The 16,904-nt window shown below is 61.3% G+C and carries 17 protein-coding genes; 8 read left to right on the top strand and 9 right to left on the bottom strand.

The window, feature by feature from the left end:
• Nucleotides 1-11 precede the first annotated feature (11 nt).
• A complete protein-coding gene (locus NG895_RS17435) occupies nt 12-938 on the top strand; it encodes an ABC transporter ATP-binding protein (protein ID WP_252853796.1) in 927 nt (308 codons plus the stop codon).
• 69 nt (nt 939-1,007) lie between these two features.
• On the opposite strand, the gene NG895_RS17430 is transcribed toward NG895_RS17435, so the two are convergent.
• The 7 genes from NG895_RS17430 to trpB form a co-directional block, all read right to left on the bottom strand.
• The gene (locus tag NG895_RS17430) at nt 1,008-1,538 is read right to left on the bottom strand and encodes a hypothetical protein (protein WP_252853795.1); all 531 of its coding nucleotides are present in this window, start codon (nt 1,536-1,538) and stop codon (nt 1,008-1,010) included.
• A gap of 341 nt (nt 1,539-1,879) precedes the next feature.
• Entirely contained in the window at nt 1,880-2,680 is an 801-nt protein-coding gene (trpA, locus tag NG895_RS17425) for a tryptophan synthase subunit alpha (RefSeq protein WP_252853794.1), read from the bottom strand.
• 77 nt (nt 2,681-2,757) lie between these two features.
• Nucleotides 2,758-3,138, bottom strand: coding sequence for a phosphopantetheine-binding protein (locus tag NG895_RS30650; RefSeq protein ID WP_252853793.1), 381 nt, complete (start codon nt 3,136-3,138; stop codon nt 2,758-2,760).
• Between the two features lie 71 nt (nt 3,139-3,209).
• Nucleotides 3,210-3,965, bottom strand: a complete 756-nt coding sequence (locus NG895_RS17415) for a hypothetical protein (RefSeq protein WP_252853792.1) — start codon at nt 3,963-3,965, stop codon at nt 3,210-3,212.
• 265 nt (nt 3,966-4,230) lie between these two features.
• On the bottom strand, nt 4,231-5,625 hold the full coding sequence (locus tag NG895_RS17410; protein WP_252853791.1) for an alpha/beta hydrolase family protein: 1,395 nt from the start codon (nt 5,623-5,625) through the stop codon (nt 4,231-4,233).
• 123 nt (nt 5,626-5,748) lie between these two features.
• Entirely contained in the window at nt 5,749-6,591 is an 843-nt protein-coding gene (locus tag NG895_RS17405; RefSeq protein ID WP_252853790.1) for a YwqG family protein, read from the bottom strand.
• Nucleotides 6,592-6,728: 137 nt separating this feature from the next.
• Nucleotides 6,729-7,952, bottom strand: coding sequence for a tryptophan synthase subunit beta (trpB, locus tag NG895_RS17400; RefSeq protein WP_252853789.1), 1,224 nt, complete (start codon nt 7,950-7,952; stop codon nt 6,729-6,731).
• A 177-nt stretch (nt 7,953-8,129) separates the two neighbouring features.
• Between trpB and NG895_RS17395 the strand changes: the two genes are divergently transcribed.
• The 3 genes from NG895_RS17395 to NG895_RS17385 all read left to right on the top strand — a co-directional run bounded on the left by NG895_RS17395 (nt 8,130) and on the right by NG895_RS17385 (nt 11,010).
• Nucleotides 8,130-8,987 carry a hypothetical protein gene (locus NG895_RS17395; protein WP_252853788.1) on the top strand — a complete coding sequence of 286 codons (858 nt, stop codon included), beginning with the start codon at nt 8,130-8,132 and terminating at the stop codon, nt 8,985-8,987.
• 3 nt (nt 8,988-8,990) lie between these two features.
• On the top strand, nt 8,991-9,866 hold the full coding sequence (mutM, locus tag NG895_RS17390; protein WP_252853787.1) for a DNA-formamidopyrimidine glycosylase: 876 nt from the start codon (nt 8,991-8,993) through the stop codon (nt 9,864-9,866).
• 97 nt (nt 9,867-9,963) lie between these two features.
• Entirely contained in the window at nt 9,964-11,010 is a 1,047-nt protein-coding gene (locus tag NG895_RS17385) for a DUF3500 domain-containing protein (protein ID WP_252853786.1), read from the top strand.
• Between the two features lie 85 nt (nt 11,011-11,095).
• On the opposite strand, the gene NG895_RS17380 is transcribed toward NG895_RS17385, so the two are convergent.
• Nucleotides 11,096-11,518 carry an RrF2 family transcriptional regulator gene (locus NG895_RS17380; RefSeq protein WP_252853785.1) on the bottom strand — a complete coding sequence of 141 codons (423 nt, stop codon included), beginning with the start codon at nt 11,516-11,518 and terminating at the stop codon, nt 11,096-11,098.
• 128 nt (nt 11,519-11,646) lie between these two features.
• On the opposite strand from NG895_RS17380, the gene hmpA reads away from it, so the two are divergent.
• The gene (gene hmpA, locus NG895_RS17375; protein ID WP_252853784.1) at nt 11,647-12,885 is read left to right on the top strand and encodes an NO-inducible flavohemoprotein; all 1,239 of its coding nucleotides are present in this window, start codon (nt 11,647-11,649) and stop codon (nt 12,883-12,885) included.
• Nucleotides 12,886-12,905: 20 nt separating this feature from the next.
• Here hmpA and NG895_RS17370 read toward each other — a convergent pair whose 3' ends face one another.
• Complete coding sequence (locus tag NG895_RS17370; protein WP_252853783.1) at nt 12,906-13,592, bottom strand: NAD(P)H-hydrate epimerase; 687 nt, start codon at nt 13,590-13,592, stop codon at nt 12,906-12,908.
• A gap of 90 nt (nt 13,593-13,682) precedes the next feature.
• Here NG895_RS17370 and NG895_RS17365 point away from each other — a divergent pair, with 90 nt between their 5' ends.
• The 3 genes from NG895_RS17365 to NG895_RS17355 all read left to right on the top strand — a co-directional run bounded on the left by NG895_RS17365 (nt 13,683) and on the right by NG895_RS17355 (nt 16,681).
• Nucleotides 13,683-14,558: an NAD(P)H-hydrate dehydratase gene (locus NG895_RS17365; protein ID WP_252853782.1), complete on the top strand. Its 876-nt coding sequence runs from the start codon at nt 13,683-13,685 to the stop codon at nt 14,556-14,558.
• Between the two features lie 168 nt (nt 14,559-14,726).
• Nucleotides 14,727-15,686 (top strand): bifunctional riboflavin kinase/FAD synthetase, encoded by a 960-nt coding sequence (locus NG895_RS17360; protein WP_252853781.1) that lies wholly within the window; start codon nt 14,727-14,729, stop codon nt 15,684-15,686.
• Nucleotides 15,686-16,681, top strand: coding sequence for a DHH family phosphoesterase (locus NG895_RS17355; RefSeq protein WP_252853780.1), 996 nt, complete (start codon nt 15,686-15,688; stop codon nt 16,679-16,681). The genes NG895_RS17360 and NG895_RS17355 overlap by 1 nt, the downstream gene beginning before the upstream one ends.
• Nucleotides 16,682-16,904 lie beyond the last annotated feature (223 nt).

Genomic DNA, 16,904 nt, shown 5'->3' with positions numbered 1-16,904 from the left:
AGTCTCCCTCCATGATCTCCATACGCAACTTCGGCAAGACCTACGGCGACTTCGTGGCCGTTGAGAACCTGGATCTCGACATCGCGGCGGGCGAAATGTTCGGGTTCATTGGTCCCAACGGCGCCGGCAAAAGTACGACCATTCGTTTTCTTGCTACGCTGCTGCGGGCCACCCATGGCGAGGCCACCGTCAACGGGCATAGCGTCACCCGCGAACCTCTCAAGGTGCGGCAGAGCGTCGGTTACATGCCCGACACCTTTGGCGTGTACGACGGCATGAAGGTGTGGGAGTTCCTCGACTTCTTCGCCGTGGCCTACCAGATTCCCAAGGCCCAGCGCAAGGGCGTGATCGGCGATGTGCTGGAACTGCTCGACCTGACACACAAACGCGATGATTACGTCAACGGACTATCGCGTGGTATGAAGCAGCGGCTATGCTTGGCCAAGACGCTGGTGCACGACCCGCCGGTGCTGATTCTCGACGAACCGGCCAGTGGTCTCGACCCCCGTGCGCGTCTGGAAGTCAAAGCCCTGCTCAAAGAATTGCGGCGCATGGGCAAGACGATCCTCATCTCCAGCCACATCCTTACCGAGCTGGCCGACTGTTGCACCTCGATCGGCATCATCGAGCGGGGCCAACTGCTGCTGCACGGACCAATCGACAAAGTTTACCGCCAGATCCAACGCCACCACCACATCGAGGTCCGCTTCAGTGGCGACCAGGAGGCCGGCGTCAGTCTCATCCGCAGCGACCCCCACGTCCGCAGCGTGCAGGTCAACAGCCGCAACTGCGTGGTCGAAATGGGTGGCGAAGACGCCGACGTCCAGCGCCTGATGCGGCAACTTGCCACCTCCGACGTCGGTCTGCTATCCTTCGCCGACAAAGAGCCAACCCTGGAAGACGTCTTCATGATGGTCACCAAGGGCCTGGTGACTTAGGAAAGCTTCGAGTGCGCAATTGCGAACGACAACAGCAATTACGCACGTCTGTCGCCGCTGCCATCGACGTCAATCCAGCAGAATCGGCCCTGCGATGCCGTCTTCTTCTTCCCAGGCCTTGCGGACTTCCTGCAGGCCGTAGGTGCAGATGTCGAAGCAGTCGCTGAGCCGCTGCAGCACTTCGCTGGGGGCTTGCTCGCGTTCGACGGGAATGTTGCTGGCGATCAGGTAGTTGCGTTTACCTTGATCACGATAGTCCAGCAGCATGTCCTTGCCACCGGTCCGCTGCATGCGGTCGGCTACCTCGGGATAAACGCCCGTCCAGAACAGGGTGAAGTCTCCGATGTGGCGATGCAGTTGCCGCTTGGCGGGGCCCTGGCGGTGCATGGCTTCTTCGAGCATGTCGGCCACCTGGGTGAGCCGCTGCCCGCGTGGACTCCGCACGGCGTACACATCCTCGGATCGCAAAAAGCGAGTCAGCAACTCGCTGATATAGTCCACGAGCGGAGGGTCGACGACCCCTAGCCGAGTCTGGAAGACATACTCGGTAACTCCGGCGAAAAAGCGGCGGACCTGCTCGCCGCGGCGATGCTCTTGCATGTCGGGAGGCCTCCTCACGAAACCTGTTGAGCTCGGAAATCAAGCTCACGCCTGTAGACACACCATTAGCCAAGCGACCCTATATCAGGATTACGCCGACTACATCAATACTAGTTTGCGGCTATTGGACAGGTCAAACTTTTCGCGCACGATTGTTTTTCCAGGCGAAACGCTAAAGCATTGAGGAGCAAAGAGTTGCGACGCAACCCAAGGGGGAACCGCAAATGGATGTACACCGAGCGACCACTAACCGGGGGCTCACTCGCCTCCAGGAGCACAATCAATAGGGCGACGCGGACTTCGTAGATGTCCCGCCAAGGATGGCAACGACAACCGGTCGGCTACTCAAACGCCGCCAGCAGTTCCGCCACGTAGTCGCCCACTTCCTTCAGCACTTCATCGCGGGGGCGTTCGGCGGCCGTGGCCACGCGGCGGACGATGGCCGAGCCGACGATCAGACCGTCGGCCACGGGGGCGAGCAACTTCACATGCTCGGGCTGGTTGATGCCAAAGCCGATGCAGATCGGCAGCGGGGTTTCGCTCCGCAGCCAACTGACGTTCTCCACGATGTCCGGCGGTAGCTCGGTTCGCTCGCCAGTGATGCCAGTCACGGAGACGTAGTACACGAAGCCGCTGGACGTTTCGCAGATCTTGAGGGCCCGGTCCCTGGGCGTGGTGGGCGTGACCAGTTGGATGAGCGACAGGTCGCGCTCGCCACAGATCTTGGCCAGTAGCGGCGACTCCTCCACCGGCAGGTCGGGCACGATCAGGCCTTGGGCGCCGGCCGCCTTGGCGTCGTCGCAGTATTGCTCGAGTCCGTGGCGGAACACAATCGCGTAGCTGACCATCGTCACGACCGGCGCTGTGAGCTTGGGTGTCACGCCGCCGAGCATCTGGAGTATCGAGGCCAGCTTCACCTTTTTCTCCAGTGCCCGCGTGTAACTGGCCTGGATGACCGGCCCATCCGCAATCGGGTCGCTGTAAGGAATACCCACTTCGCATAGGTGCGCACCGCGGCCAACGATCTCTTCGAGCACGGCCGCCGTGAACTCCACATCGGGATCACCCGCGGTGACGAAAGGCATCAGGGCCTTCTTGTTTTCGGAGCGGAGCTTTTTGAACAGGTCGTCGATGGCGGACATAGCAGTGAGATGCGAAGGCACTTTGGTACGGGTGGACGATATCGAGCTGCTGACAAATGGGCGTCGAAATGGCCGCCTCAGCCAGCTGCTCCGCCGCGGAGGCGACGTTCCAAATATCGTATCACGTCGCCGATGGATCGAATATCCTCGGCTTCCTCGACGGGAACGTCGAGATCGAACTCTTCTTCCAGCACCATCACCAGCTCGACCAAATCGAGCGAATCGACCTCCGGGCCACCGAGTGGCGTCGAGGCCGTGAGGGGGGCGTCGCTCGAGCCAATGCCGTCCCACCAGCGTCGCTGAAGCACTTCCAGCGCCTGGGCAGCGAACCAAACCAGGTGCCCACACACAGGACAGGGTGCGTCCTTGGCAGGTTCGGAGAACTCCAGCCGAAACGCGGCGCCACACAGCGGGCAGCGGCTCGGCAGGCCTTCGGGCGTTCGCGACGAGATGTTCACCCCAATGACTCCGAGGGGTCGAAGATACCGCTTGCCCCGACTCTTGACGCGGCTGGCGGCCTGCTCGAATACTACCAGAGAGTGTCGAAAACACTCAAATTCCCCTGCACCTCGCCCTCGACCAGGGTTATCCCCTCGATTGGACCACAGACACGGCACTCGGGCAGTTGAGTCGATAATTCCACCACCGCTTCAAACGTCAATCGGGGCCCCACCACGATCAGCGATTCAAGATTCTTCATGCCGTAGAGCAGCGGCAGTCCTTCGTCGGAGATGTCCGCTCCGTTGATCGTCAATCGGCGGAGACCTTTCATGTGGCAGATCAACCGCAAGTCGTCGTCGTTGAAATCGGAGTGCAAGACAATCAGGGTTTCGACGTTGGAAGCATTGGCCACCTGTTGGAGAAAACCGTTCTTACCACCTTTGAGTCGAGACCACCTCGGGGACCTCAGTGTGATCTCCTCCACATGCTGAAAGTACTCATCTCCCACCATTCCCCTGAGCCAGGCCGGGCCCTTGGGGTGATCTGCATGCATTGGAGCGGCGCCGGCTGCTCGCATCGCTTGCAACCGCCTCTGACGCTGAAGCCTATCCAGCTGCTCCGCCGGATCGGGCTGCCAGTCGTACCGAACTTCACCCCCCACGCGATCGATGGCGGCCACCAGGCGTCGCTGCTGTCGAGCTTTCGTCGCCAGGGTGCCGATGGCGACACATAGCAGCGTCACCATCACCAGAAAGGTCCGCAAACCGAATCGCCGCCACTGCCGACCCGTAAGATGGGGTACTTCCACCGCGGATGCCACGTCCGTTTGATTTTGCCAGATCATGACAGGTACCCGATCCTTGGTTGGTTACCTCCGAGCTCCAGTGGCTGCACGCAGGCGTTTGCCCAGCGAGCTTTGCCAGCACCAATGTACCACGCACGCGGCCAGACTTAAAAGCATGATTACCAACGACGAGCTGAACACAAACCACCGGCCGGAATGGTGCCAAAGAAAGGCTGGTGCGGGGATCCAGCAGATTCCACCTACGAGCAAAGCGAGCAGGGCGAATTCACCAAAGCCAATCGTCATGGGTGGATGCCTTTGGGGGCTACGGGACTTCGATTTCCACGCGGCAGGTGGCTGCCATCGTGGGATCGGGACGCTCGGCCAGCGAAGCCACGATGTCGGCGGCCGAGCGACTGGGCGTGACACTGCCGGTGGCTTGGCCATTCACCTCGATTTCGATCGTCTGGTCGAGGTTCACCAACTCGTCCGACAATAGCAGCGTCAGGCTGGTGCCCGAGAGTGGTTTAGCGTCGGTCGCCATCTCACTCAGGTGCGTTGGGTGAACGTCCTTCGTCTCCGGCGATAGTTGCTCGGCCGCTAGCGCGATCTTCCCCGCGTCGCGGTCGGCCTGGCCGACAACTCGATTCAGTCCCTCACGCTGCGAGTCGTTGAACTGCACCCAATAGAACCGATCGCGACGATGCTTGTGCAGCGGTTTGTCGACCCACACCACTTTCGCGGGGAAGGGGGTACGGGTGTGTTCGGCCATCCATTTGGGCCCTAGGGCGTAGTTGATACCGTGGCCGCGACCTTTCTGCACATTGATGCTGTGGGTGTAGCCTTCGGGGTCCGCCTCATGCAGCTTGTCGAGCTCCTCATGGAACGCGACGGCCAGTCCCTTGCGGTCGAACATGTTGTCCTGCGCGCCGACGTCGGTGCGGAAGGCCACGTTGCGCAGGTTCGCTGGCGGGTTGCCCAGTCCCACGCCCGCGGCCATCGCGCAGCCGCCGGCAAAACGGTCGGCCATGAACGGGGTGAGGATATCGGTGCCGTAACCTCCCTCGGAGATGCCCAGCAGGTAGACCCGATTGGGATCGACACCCCAGTGCATGATGGCGTGGTCGATGACCTGGTCGATGGCTTGCTGATTGTGATAGTGCCACCAGCGTCCCAGCCGGTCGTCGGCCATCCGAGGAATCCAGTAGATGCCCTCCGAGGGGTAAACGCCCAGCGACAGTTGGATCTGCGCCTGCATCTCACGGCTGTTGATTGGCCAGGAGTGCGGGCCTTTGGCCTTGCCGTTCTGGCCACCACCGTGCAGGCAGAGAAACAGTGGCCGGCCAGCATCCAGGGTCTGCTGTTCGCGCCGCAACGTTACGTATGGCATGTTGTGTTCACCCAGTGGCAAGACGCTGGCCTCCACGTCGAGTTTCCCATTCTGCTTCGACTCCTGCACCGTCTTCGGCAGCGGTCCCAGGGGCGATTGGCCGACCGGGTGAGCTTCTTTGATCAGCGACCAGACTTGCTCGGTCACCTCCTGGGCTTCCTCGCGGGTCAGCCCGTCCGGCAGATTCAGAGTTTCAATGTCAGGCCGCTCTGCGGCGTCCGTGGCAATCCACCCCTTCACCGCATCGAGCTGCTGGGGCGACAGGCGTGCGCGAGCCGGCGAAACAAGCAAACAAACGGCAAGCAGAAAACAGGGGGCAGTCCGCAACATGCTGGGAAGACTCTTCTCACAGGGGGAGGGAAGGTGGGTAGACTGGGGGTACTCGCTGAGGCTCGGCTGGGTTTCAAGATTCTGGCGGTTTGCCAGCTTGCACGCTGCATGCCCTCGCCTTGGCTAGTAGCACTGCAAGATTGTCCAAGTCTTGTCGAAACGCTGCTCGGCCAGGTCTTGCTTGCGAATCCAAACGTAAAGCCGGCCGCAGTCGCCCCACATCATATCGGCGTTGTCGTCTGAGTCGATCTGCATGAGCAATTGCCAGTCGGCCACCCCCGCCTGCAGAGTCTCAGCTCGTGGATCGTTGTAACCGGTAGCATTACCACAGTAGAGCCCATGGGATACGAGTTGGCACTCAAGCTCCATCGAGTCTTGAATCACGGCTGGGTATCCACCAAGCTGGTGGCCAGACTGACTTAATTCACTCTGCAGATCAAAATACCCACCAAACACGTCATCTGAGATATCAGCTGGGAATTCACTCGACTGGTAGTTGGGCAAGGTGATCGTTTCGTAAGCTTCCAGGTGACACTCCAAAAACCAACCTTCATCCTCGAGGGCTTCGGGAGTCTTTCGCCGTGACAGGGGTGTGTCGTTGTCGAAATAGAACACCTTGGCCCCGCCCGCGTGCTTGGGATCATAACCCCATGGCATGTCTTCGGTATCGTAGAACAAGGACAGCAAGCCGCTGGAAGGTAGAGGTAGATCTGTCCGGGAACTGGTCCCATCGGCCAATTGGATTTGGGCGATGAAACTCATTGGCCGACTATCCCTTTCGGGCCAGGGAAAATCTGGTGGAAGATCGGGTTCGCCGCCGATCTTCGAGCTGCCAATCGCTACTGCGGTCGCCTTGTCGCGGACGGAAACAAATTGAGTACACAGTTTCGAAGCCGATACCAGTTTTTCCGCATAGTCGGCTAGCCCCTCGTCTTCAAGCGTTTCGCGCAAATCGTCGTTTGTCATAGCAGTGGGGCTTGAAGGGGAAGAAGGCTACGGTTGGCAGCCCAGCAGCAGTAGAGTGCAGATCGACGTAATACTTACTGTATACGGTCGAGATCTCATCGTTGGTCCTGGTTTCTTGCCGAGCCAGCTGCCCTCCATCAACCAAAGTCCACACCCTTTAGTCGGGCGATTTCCATGGCGTCTTTGTCGCCGCGGCCGGAGAGGCAGACCACCACCACCTCGTCTGGCTTCCGCCCTTTGGCGATTTCCATCGCCTTGGCCACGGCGTGCGACGATTCTAGCGCTGGCATGATGCCCTCGCTGGCCGCCGTGGCGTCGAAGGCCTCCATGGCGGTGGTGTCGCCGCAACTGGTGTACTGCACGCGGCCCGAATCCTTCCAGTAGCTGTGTTCAGGGCCAACTCCTGGATAGTCGAGGCCAGCGCTCATCGAGTGCACATCGCAGGTCTGGCCATCCTCGTCCTGCATGACGTAGCTGAACGAACCATGCAGCACGCCTGGCTGGCCATACGTCAGGGGCGAGGCGTGGTCGCCCGGCTTGTCGCTCCGCCCACCTGCTTCGACGCCCACCAGTTCGACGTCGGTGTGCTCGACGAACGGGTAGAACATGCCGGCTGCATTCGAACCACCACCCACACAAGCCACCACCACATCGGGCAGGCGCTTGAGTCGTTCGCGGCATTGGTCGATCGTCTCGCGGCCAATCACCGATTGGAAGTCGCGGACGATCTGCGGGAACGGATGCGGGCCGACGACCGAACCGAGGATGTAGTGCGTGTCGTCCACCGAGCTCATCCAATCGCGCATCGCTTCGTTGATGGCGTCGCGCAAGGTCCGCGAGCCGCTCGTCACGGGACGGACCTCCGCGCCGAGCAGCTTCATCGAGAAAACGTTCGGCTTTTGGCGGCGGATGTCTTCCTCGCCCATGTACACGACGCACGGCAACCCAAAGTGGGCACACGCCGTGGCGGTCGCCACGCCATGCTGCCCGGCGCCGGTTTCAGCGATCACGCGGCCCTTGCCCATCCGCATGGTTAGCAGGCACTGGCCGATCGTGTTATTGATCTTGTGGGCGCCAGTGTGATTGACGTCTTCGCGTTTGAAGTAAATTTGCGCGCCGCCGCATTGCTCGCTCAAACGTCTGGCGTGGTACAGTGGACTGGGCCGGCCCACGAAGTCGCGAAACAGCAGCGACAGCTCTTCTTGGAACGCTGTATCGGACTTGGCCTTGGCGTACTCGTCGGCCAATTGGTCGAGCGCCTTGACCAACGTCTCCGGTACGTAGCGGCCGCCAAACGTACCAAATCGACCTGCGGCGTCGGGCAGGGTGGGCGAAACAGGGGAAGTAGGAGTAGTGCTCATAGTAATTGGGTTCCTTTGAAGCTCAATTGTCGACTGCCAGCGAAGATGGTTCAAGGGCTGCGGTTCAAGGGCGACAGCCTTGGGCTGTATTCAGGGTTCGGCCGGCAGGGGTGGAACTGGCCGGACCGGTGCTGTTTATTGGTGGTTTAGTGACCACCCTGTATTCCGGCCATCCCCATGTGTGAAACAACGGAAACGACGCAGCCGGAAAGTGAGGTCGACGCTCGCCAAAAGCTTCGCGAGCGGTGGGCGCACTTGGGGTTGGTGCTGGCGGGCGGGTTCTGGAACTTCTTCACTTCTCCTCTTGGCGCTGCGTTCGACGAAGCAAACTTGATGACCTATCCGATTTTCGCAACCCTCGGCACGGTCGTCGTCCAGCCGGCGCTCTGTGCGGTGTGGGGAGCGCTAGCCACGCAGCGTTGGATCTGGCGACTACCCTCGGGTGCTGCAGCTTGTACCTTTCTGTCGCTAACGATGCTCGGCTTGGGAGCCCCCGTCGATAACTTGGCGGTCAATCTGCTGATGTTTCTAGTGTGCTTAGGGGGGCTCGCTGTGGTCCGCTGGAAGTTCAAGGTTCGACTAGAAGTTGCCGATTACGCCCTGCCGCAAGGGAGACGCTCGTCGACGTATGGCATCCGTTACTTGTTCCTGTGGACGTCGGTGTGTGCGGTGCTTGCGGCATTGGCAAAGATGGTGGCTGTTGGGACACAGGACTGGTTTCCGAGCCTTGATGGTATCGCAGCTTGGGCGTTCGGTTTCTTGGTGCTCCTCTTGCCAACCGTTTGGTTACTTGGTCAGTTGCTGCAACGGTCCAGGCCGCGTCGATTGGCTATTGCCCTGACTATTTTGACCGCCCCGCTTGTGACAGTAGTCGCCACACTTCTCCTTTACCGGCAGGTGGCGATATCGTTGTTTTGGCGAGAAATGTATCTGGCTCTCTTATTCGTAGGTGTCGGTGCCATGGCCGCTGTCGCCGTAGTCGCCATGGTGCTACGGTGGGCCGGTTATCGCATCTATCGCACTCGTCCAGCTTAAGCCATGCCCGAACTCCCTGAAGTCGAAACCATGCGCCGCGGCCTGCTGCCTATCGTGGGGCGGCAGGTGGTAGACGTGTTAAAGTTGCCATGCCCGCGGAAGCCGATTGCCGTTGTGCCGCGCATCGACCACATGCGCCGCCGGATGGTGGGCGAGACCGTCGAGGCGATCGACCGCGTGGGCAAACGCGTGGTGGTGGTACTGGCCAGTGGCGACCGGTTGGTGATCGAACCCCGCATGACCGGCCTGGTGCTCGTAGCCGATCCGCCCGATCCGCTGTACTTACGACTGCGGTTCGATGTATCGGGCCGGAAGCCAACGTCGTTCTACTACTGGGACCGTCGCGGCCTGGGGAATGTTCGCCTGTATTCGCCGGCGGAGTTCACCACCCAGCTGGGCCCCGAGAAACTCGGCCCCGACGCCCTGGTGATGACGGCCGACGAATACCGCTCGCGGCTAAAAGCCAGCAAGCGGGCGGTTAAGGTGGCCCTGCTCGATCAGAAAGTGGTGGCGGGCATCGGTAACCTGTACGCGGCCGAGCTTCTGTACGTGGCCGGCATCCATCCTGAAATGGCGTGCCATCGACTCACACGCGACCAGTGGCAACGCCTGGCCGACGCCTCGGTGGCGGTGCTCGAAGAAGCCATCCGTTACGAAGGTTCCACCCTCGGCGACGGCACCTATCGCAACGCACTCAACCAGAACGGCAGCTACCAGAACCTGCACCGCGTGTACGGCCGCGAAGGTTTACCCTGCCCCCAATGCGGCACGGCAATCCAACGCACCGTGCAGGCTCAGCGGGCGACGTTCTTTTGCGCGGCGTGTCAGAGTAAACGACGACGTCCAACGGAATTCGCTGTGTTTAAGAGGCAGCAGTAGGCGTTGGACGGACCGCTCGAAGGTTTTCTTTGCATTCGGACATCCAACTCCGCTACAATGCCCGGCGTCCTACCTTCCTCTCTCAAGGAGTCGAGCGATGCTGCTACCCAACGGGCGGAATGCCACGCGGCGTGATTTTCTCAGTCGGACCGGTAAGCTGGCCATTGGGGCGGGGCTCGCCACAGCGGTACCTGGTGTGCGGTTGCTGGCCGCCGAGGCACCCAAGCCGAAGTCGACGCCCGAGTCGCTTACCAAGGTGCTGTACGAGACGCTTTCGCCTAAGCAGCGGGAGACAATTTGCTTTGGTTGGGATCATGAAGACGGTCGTGGATTGCTGCGGACGCACGTGGCGGCCAACTGGCGAATCACCGACCCGTTGGTATCGAGCGATTTCTACACCAATGACCAGCGCGAGATCATCCGCCACATCCTCGAAGGCATTGTGCAGCCCGAGTGGCACGAACGGATCTACAAGCAACTGAAGGACGATTCGGGCGGATTTGGCAAGGAGAACAGCATCGCCATTTTTGGCGAGCCCGGCTCAAAGAAGTGCGAGTTTGTGCTCACCGGTCGCCATATGACCTTGCGAGCCGATGGCAACACCACGCCCCACGTGGCGTTCGGTGGTCCCATTTTCTACGGCCACGCGGCGCAAAGCTTCGACGAGGCGCCCGATCACCCCGGCAACGTCTTCTGGCCTCAAGCCCAGGTGGCGAACAAGCTGTACCAGATGCTCGACGGCGAGCAGCAGGACGCCGCGCTGGTGCGCAATCCCAAGATGCCGGCCGAGGACGACGTGTACTTCGAAGGCACGGGAGAGAAGGCTGCCAAGGAGTTCCAGGGCATTGCCGTCGGGCAGCTATCGAGTGATCAGCAAGAGCACATGCAGAAGGTGTTGAAAAAGCTGATTGAACCCTATCGCCAGAGCGACCAGGACGAAGTGGTCCGCTGCCTCGACAAATTTGGCGGCCTCGAGGCGTGCCACCTGGCATTCTACGAAGAAGACGACCTGGGTGGCGACCACGTGTGGGACAATTGGCGACTCGAAGGCCCGGCCTTCGTCTGGCACTTCCGCGGCGCACCGCACGTCCACTGCTGGGTAAACGTGGCCGATAGTCCCGAAGTGGAACTCAACGCGGGGTAGACTATCAAGGTTACCTCTCCCCGAGTGCGGGTGAAGGTCGGGGAGAGGGACCACAATCACAGCCAGCTCGTGTCACTCTGCTCCTCTACTTTACCTCGCACAGCGGCTTGATCGGGCTGGTGGAACTCAGCAGTTTCTTCAGCGTTACGCGGCCAAAGGCCGCTTCGGTCGCGGCGTAGGCGCGGTCCAGTTCTTTATGCAACGGGCAGAGCTCGGTGTGAGACTCCAATCCTAGAGGGCATTGGCGGATCCGCTCAATGGGCGAGACGGCATTCACGATGTCGAGGATCGTCACTTTGTTGGTCGCCAGGGAAAGTTCGTAGCCACCCCCGGGACCGGAGCGCGACCGCAACAGCTCGGCGGCGACCAGATCTTGCAGCACGCGATGCAGATAGCGGCGTGGCACCTTGGTTTTTTCGGCCAACAAGTCGGCCGAAGCGGGTTGTCCCGGTTGGCCAGCCAGAAAGACCATCGCCCGCAGCGCGTACTCGGCAGTTTTGGAAAGCATGGATCTGGTTCTCTTCCCGTCTAGCTAATAATGCACCTTGACGTGCAGGATATATTCTGTACCTTATTGTACACGATAGGGCCGGCGGTCGGCTATGTTTCGCCATTTACCAGCGATGCGAGGAATCCATGCTTCAACCGACTACCGTCGATATTGTCAAACAGATTACTCCTGCCGTGGCGGCGGAGGCCGAGACCATTACGCGGGCGTTCTACACCAGAATGTTTCGCGAGAACCCCGAAGTACAGGCCTATTTTAACGCCGCCCATCAGCACTCCGGTGGTCAGCAGCGAGCCCTGGCGGGCGCCATTTGTGCCTATTTCAGCAATATCGACAACCTCGAGCAACTCACCGGGGCCGTGGAACTGATTGCCCAGAAGCACTGCTCGCTCGGCATCCAACCCGATCACTATCCCATTGTAGGCAAGCACCTGCTGGCGGCCATCAAGGAGGTGATGGGCGATGCCGTTACCCCCGAGGTGGAAGCGGCGGTGCTCGATGCCTACCAGGTGCTGGCCCAGGTGCTGATCGACCGCGAAGCGGCCATCTATCAGCAGCAGCGCGAGACGCCCGGCGGATGGAACGGATACCGTGACCTGGTGGTGGAGCGAAGAGTGCCAGAAAGCGAAGTGGTCACTTCGTTCTACCTGCGATCTGGTGACGGTCGGCCGCTGCCCGACTTCGCCCCTGGTCAGTACGTTACCGTTCGCTTCGACCACCCCACGACGCCCACATCGCCCCGTAACTACAGCCTGTCGGATCGACCGGGCACGGGGTACTTCCGCATTAGCGTCAAGCGAGAGCGGAGCCTCACTGAGGGTGCGCCCAGCGGGTTGATCTCCAACCATCTTCACGACGCCGTGCAAGAGGGCGAGGTAGTACAGGTTGGTCCGCCGTGTGGCGAGTTCACCATCGAGCCGCCCGCGGACGCTCGGCCGATGGTGCTGCTTGCGGGCGGCATCGGCGCGACACCCTTGATGTCGATGGCGCGTCACCTTTCTCACCACGGTGCGAAGTGGCCGGTATACTTCCTGCATGCGGCGCGGAACAGTCGCGTGCAGGCATTTGCCAGCGAGCTACGTGAGTTGGGTTCCAGAGACAATTTCCACGTCCATGTCCGCTACGATGAGCCACTGGCGGACGATTTGACCGAGGGGCGCTGCGACAGCATGGGCAGGGTGGATATCGAGTTTCTGCGAAACTGGACTCCGTATCGCGATGCCGAGTTCTACTTTTGCGGTCCGTCGCCCTTCATGATTGAGGTGCATTCAGCACTGACGGAGCTAGGCGTGCGTCCCGACCGGATGCACTTCGAGTATTTTGGCCCGCGCCAGGAAATCGAGAGCAAAAGCCCCGTGATCGCATGAGCCAGAAATCCGCCTCGCTACTACGCTAGCCGCTCCACCAACCCCGGTGGAATACCGATATCGACTACACGCACTTCGCCCACGTACTCCCGTGCCGAAGGTTGCTCGTAGCCGATCTTCGAAGTGACGAACGTGGCGGTGACGTCCGCGCGAACTGTTGTCGCGGAGGCTTCGCCTGTGTCGCAGTCCAGGCCGCTGGGCACGTCGACCGCCAGTCGTTTGACCTGCTCGGCGTTCATCCATTCGATCAACGTGTCGTAGGGCGGGCGGGGAGCCCCGGTGGCGCCGGTACCCAGCAGGCAATCGACCAGCCAGTCGCAACCGTCGGCAGCAAAGTCGAGCGCCTCGGGCAGCGCAGCAGGGCCGCCTTCCTCGGACAGATGAACGATCAGCCCGTCGGCCTTCTGGAGTATGGCGAAGTTGGTCGCCGCGTCGCCCGATAGTTCGTCGGCCGGTGGCACCAGCAGTACTCTGGCCACGTAGCCGCGTATCCATAGATGCCGGGCGATCACGAAACCGTCGCCGCCGTTGTTGCCTTTGCCACACAGAACGCCAACCGGTCCACGGATGCCGAGCTGCTCGAGCAGATCGACACAACCGCGTCCCGCGTTCTCCATCAACACCAGGCCCGACATGCCGTATTCTTCGATGGCGATGCGGTCGACTTCGCGTGATTGCCGGCGGTTCAGTGAGCGTGAGGAGTTCATACAGGCTGTTATCGCACTTTGGGGGTGCCCGCGGCAAGTATCCGTCGAGCGAGGGTGGCGCTTGCGGCCTTACTATAGGGGTGTGATAGAATGCCCGACATGAAAGACGTTTCGACTCAACCGCTGCCCAAGCTCGAACCTCGCGACCGCCTAGGTCACAAGGGGAGCTACGGTCGTGTGCTTCTAATTGGCGGTTCGCGGGGTATGGCGGGCAGTATTTCGCTGTCGGGCATGGCGGCCTTGCGCTCGGGGGCGGGCCTGGTCACGATCGCCACGCCACGGTGCGTGCAGTCGGTGGTGGCGAGTTTCGCGCCGGCCTACATGACCGTGGGCCTGGCCGACAACGATGACACCTTCGACACGCCGGCCACCGAACCCATTCTGGAACTGGCGGGCAAGGCCGATGTCATCGCACTCGGGCCGGGGCTCGGCCGCTCGCCGGCCGTGACGCAACTCGTCAAGCGACTCTACGGCCAGGTGGCGACGCCCATGGTGGTGGACGCCGATGGATTGAATGCCCTGGCCGAAATGCCGGCGGTGCTGTCCAAACCGCCCGCGCCGCGAGTGCTGACACCCCACCCGGGCGAGTTTGCGCGGCTTACCGGCGAGAGCGTCGGTGTGCGACCTTCCACGCGTTCGCAGGCCGCGCTGCAGCTGGCCACTCGCGATCCTTCGGGCCAAACCGTCGTGGTGCTCAAGGGCGCCGGCACGGTGGTGGCTAACCACAAGCAGTACGCCGTGAACACGACCGGCAACCCGGGCATGGCCACCGGAGGCACTGGCGATGTGCTGACTGGCATTGTGGCCGCATTCGTTGCACAGGGGCTCGAGGCCTGGCAGGCTGCACGTCTGGCCGTGCACGTGCACGGACTGGCGGGCGATCTGGCTGCCGAACAAGTTGGTCAGGTCTCGCTGATTGCACCCGACCTAATCGATTTTCTGCCGGTCGCTTTCGATCAACTGTAAAGCTGGTTGGGACAAACCGCGACCCTTTTTCCGGTCGACTCGTAGCAATTGTTGGTGCTGTACCGCGCGATCGTCCCTGCGGCGACCAACGGGCCCGCGTTGACCTTCGTGGCGGGGCGTTCGATACTATAGTTCCCTCCCGTTTGCCTTGCCCGCCGAGTACCGCCAGTGCCCGTCATTCGCCACGTCCACGATTTGCCACCCATCGCCCGTGGGGGGGCAGTGAGCATTGGCAATTTCGATGGGGTGCATCGCGGTCATGCCCAACTGATCGAGCAACTGCGGCGGCGCGCCACCGAGGTGGGCGGCCCGGCCGTGGTGTTCACGTTCGACCCGCATCCGGCCCGCCTGCTGAGGCCCGAGGCCTGCCCGTCGCCGCTCACCTGGACCGAGCGGAAGGCCGAACTGCTGGCCGACCTGGGCATCGATTGGGTCGTGGCTTATCCCACCGACATGGGCCTGCTGTCGTTGGGGCCCCGCGAGTTCTTCGATCGAGTGATTGTAGAAGTCCTGGCGGCGCGAGCCATTGTGGAGGGGCCGAACTTCTTCTTCGGCAAGAACCGCGCTGGCAACGTCGAAACCCTGGCCGAGTTTGCCGACAGCGAAGGGATGACACTCGACATCGTTGAACCGATCGAGATCGACGGAGCGATGATCAGCAGCTCACGCGTACGCGATCTGGTGGGCCTGGGGCGTGTGGGCCAGGCACGAGAGTGGCTCACCGCGCCTTATCGAATTCGTGGCCTGGTGACGCACGGGGCAGGGCGGGGCACCGATCTTGGTTTTCCCACCGCCAACCTCGATGGGGTCGATACCCTGCTGCCAGCGCATGGCGTCTATGCCGGCGCGGCATGGCTCGGCAATCGGTCCTGGCCAGCGGCTCTGAACCTGGGCCCCAACCCGACGTTCGGCGACCTGGCCACCAAGGTGGAGGTCCACTTGATTGGCACCGACGAGCAGCTCTACGGCCAGATTATGGAAGTCGATTTCCTGGAGCGGCTACGCGATACGAGGGCATTCGATTCTGCCGAATCGCTGACGAAACAACTTAAAGCCGATGTGGCGGTTGCGAACCAGGTGGCCACCGACTACCTGTTGAGCCTCGGCCGAACCGTAGGGAGAACTTGATGGCGATCGCCTGGCGACCATTCGTAGATCTGGTGAGCGAGAACCAATCGTTCGTGCTGACCACGCACCAGCGCCCCGATTGTGATGCGCTGGGAAGCGAGATCGCCATGGCTGCGGCACTCGAGTCGCTCGGCAAGACAGTGCGGATTGTCAACGCCGATGGGGTGCCGCCCCACATTGCTTTTATGGATCCGCACAATCGGGTCGAAGTGTTGGGCGAGGGTGTGCTGCCGAGTGCCATCCTGGCCGCCGACATCGATGTGATCATGGTGCTCGACACCAGCGCCTGGCAGCAGCTCGCAACAATGGGCGACGTGCTGCGGGAATCGTCTGCTAAAAAGGTGGTGATCGACCACCATGTGGGTGGCGACGACCTGGGCGCCGAGGTGTTCAAAGACGACTCGGCCGAAGCCAACGGCCGATTGGTGCTCGAAGCGATCGAGGCCCTCGGCGTCTCGCTCAATGAGGAGATGGCCAGGGTGTTGTTTGCGGCCATTGCCACCGACACGGGCTGGTTTCGGTTTGCCTCGGTGGGGGCCGTGACGTACGCCGCGGTGGAGAAGCTGGTGGCGGCCGGCGCCTCGCCCGCCACAATCTTCGGTCACCTCTACGAGCAAAACACCCTCGCCCGCGTGCTGCTACATGGTCACATCCTGCAGGACATCGTAGTGGAGCCGGGAGGCCACTTGGCACATGCCGCGGCAACGCTGGAGGATTTCGCCGAGACCGGCGCCGACCCAAGCGATTCAGAAGACATTGTGAACCGGTTACTCACCATTGCCGGCGTGGAGGTGGCCGCCCTGTTTGTTGCCCTGGAAGGCCAATTAACCAAGGTCAGTTTGCGAAGCCGCGGCGATGCGGACGTCCGAGCCGTGGCTGAGGTGTTCGGCGGGGGGGGGCACCGCGCAGCCGCGGGTCTCCGCGTCGCCGAGTCGGTCGAAAAAACACGAGAGTTGGTTGTGGCGGAGTTGCGCAATAAAATGGGGGGAAGCTAGTCCAGTGTGGCCGAGCCACGACCGAAGCCGATTGAACCAGAGGGAGCAGAGGATACAAAGCCGCGACCGTTGGTCGCGCATTTCGTCGCTCGCGAATTGTCCCACCTGTTCGCGACAGTAATGTAGTGATGCGTGGAGACGTTCCTTTGCAGGGGGTCTACATCCAAGCCCCAGCGTCATGCTGGATAAGCTCGAATTGCACGCATCGTATTTGGATCATGAG

Origin of the sequence: Aeoliella straminimaris (assembly GCF_024054565.1) — a bacterium.
GTDB lineage: Bacteria > Planctomycetota > Planctomycetia > Pirellulales > Lacipirellulaceae > Aeoliella > Aeoliella straminimaris.
Note: the sequence above shows the minus strand (reverse complement) of the source record. Positions and strands in the feature narration are given on the sequence as shown.

Coding starts and splice junctions, on each gene's coding strand:
- mutM (WP_252853787.1), top strand. CDS start 8,991: ATGCCCGAACTCCCTGAAGTCGAAACCATGCGCCGCGGCCTGCTGCCT.
- NG895_RS17380 (WP_252853785.1), bottom strand. CDS start 11,518: ATGCTTTCCAAAACTGCCGAGTACGCGCTGCGGGCGATGGTCTTTCTG.
- NG895_RS17430 (WP_252853795.1), bottom strand. CDS start 1,538: ATGCAAGAGCATCGCCGCGGCGAGCAGGTCCGCCGCTTTTTCGCCGGA.
- NG895_RS17405 (WP_252853790.1), bottom strand. CDS start 6,591: ATGACAAACGACGATTTGCGCGAAACGCTTGAAGACGAGGGGCTAGCC.
- trpA (WP_252853794.1), bottom strand. CDS start 2,680: ATGTCCGCCATCGACGACCTGTTCAAAAAGCTCCGCTCCGAAAACAAG.
- trpB (WP_252853789.1), bottom strand. CDS start 7,952: ATGAGCACTACTCCTACTTCCCCTGTTTCGCCCACCCTGCCCGACGCC.
- NG895_RS17365 (WP_252853782.1), top strand. CDS start 13,683: ATGCCCGACATGAAAGACGTTTCGACTCAACCGCTGCCCAAGCTCGAA.
- NG895_RS17435 (WP_252853796.1), top strand. CDS start 12: ATGATCTCCATACGCAACTTCGGCAAGACCTACGGCGACTTCGTGGCC.
- NG895_RS17385 (WP_252853786.1), top strand. CDS start 9,964: ATGCTGCTACCCAACGGGCGGAATGCCACGCGGCGTGATTTTCTCAGT.
- NG895_RS17410 (WP_252853791.1), bottom strand. CDS start 5,625: ATGTTGCGGACTGCCCCCTGTTTTCTGCTTGCCGTTTGTTTGCTTGTT.
- hmpA (WP_252853784.1), top strand. CDS start 11,647: ATGCTTCAACCGACTACCGTCGATATTGTCAAACAGATTACTCCTGCC.
- NG895_RS17395 (WP_252853788.1), top strand. CDS start 8,130: ATGTGTGAAACAACGGAAACGACGCAGCCGGAAAGTGAGGTCGACGCT.
- NG895_RS17415 (WP_252853792.1), bottom strand. CDS start 3,965: ATGATCTGGCAAAATCAAACGGACGTGGCATCCGCGGTGGAAGTACCC.
- NG895_RS17355 (WP_252853780.1), top strand. CDS start 15,686: ATGGCGATCGCCTGGCGACCATTCGTAGATCTGGTGAGCGAGAACCAA.
- NG895_RS17370 (WP_252853783.1), bottom strand. CDS start 13,592: ATGAACTCCTCACGCTCACTGAACCGCCGGCAATCACGCGAAGTCGAC.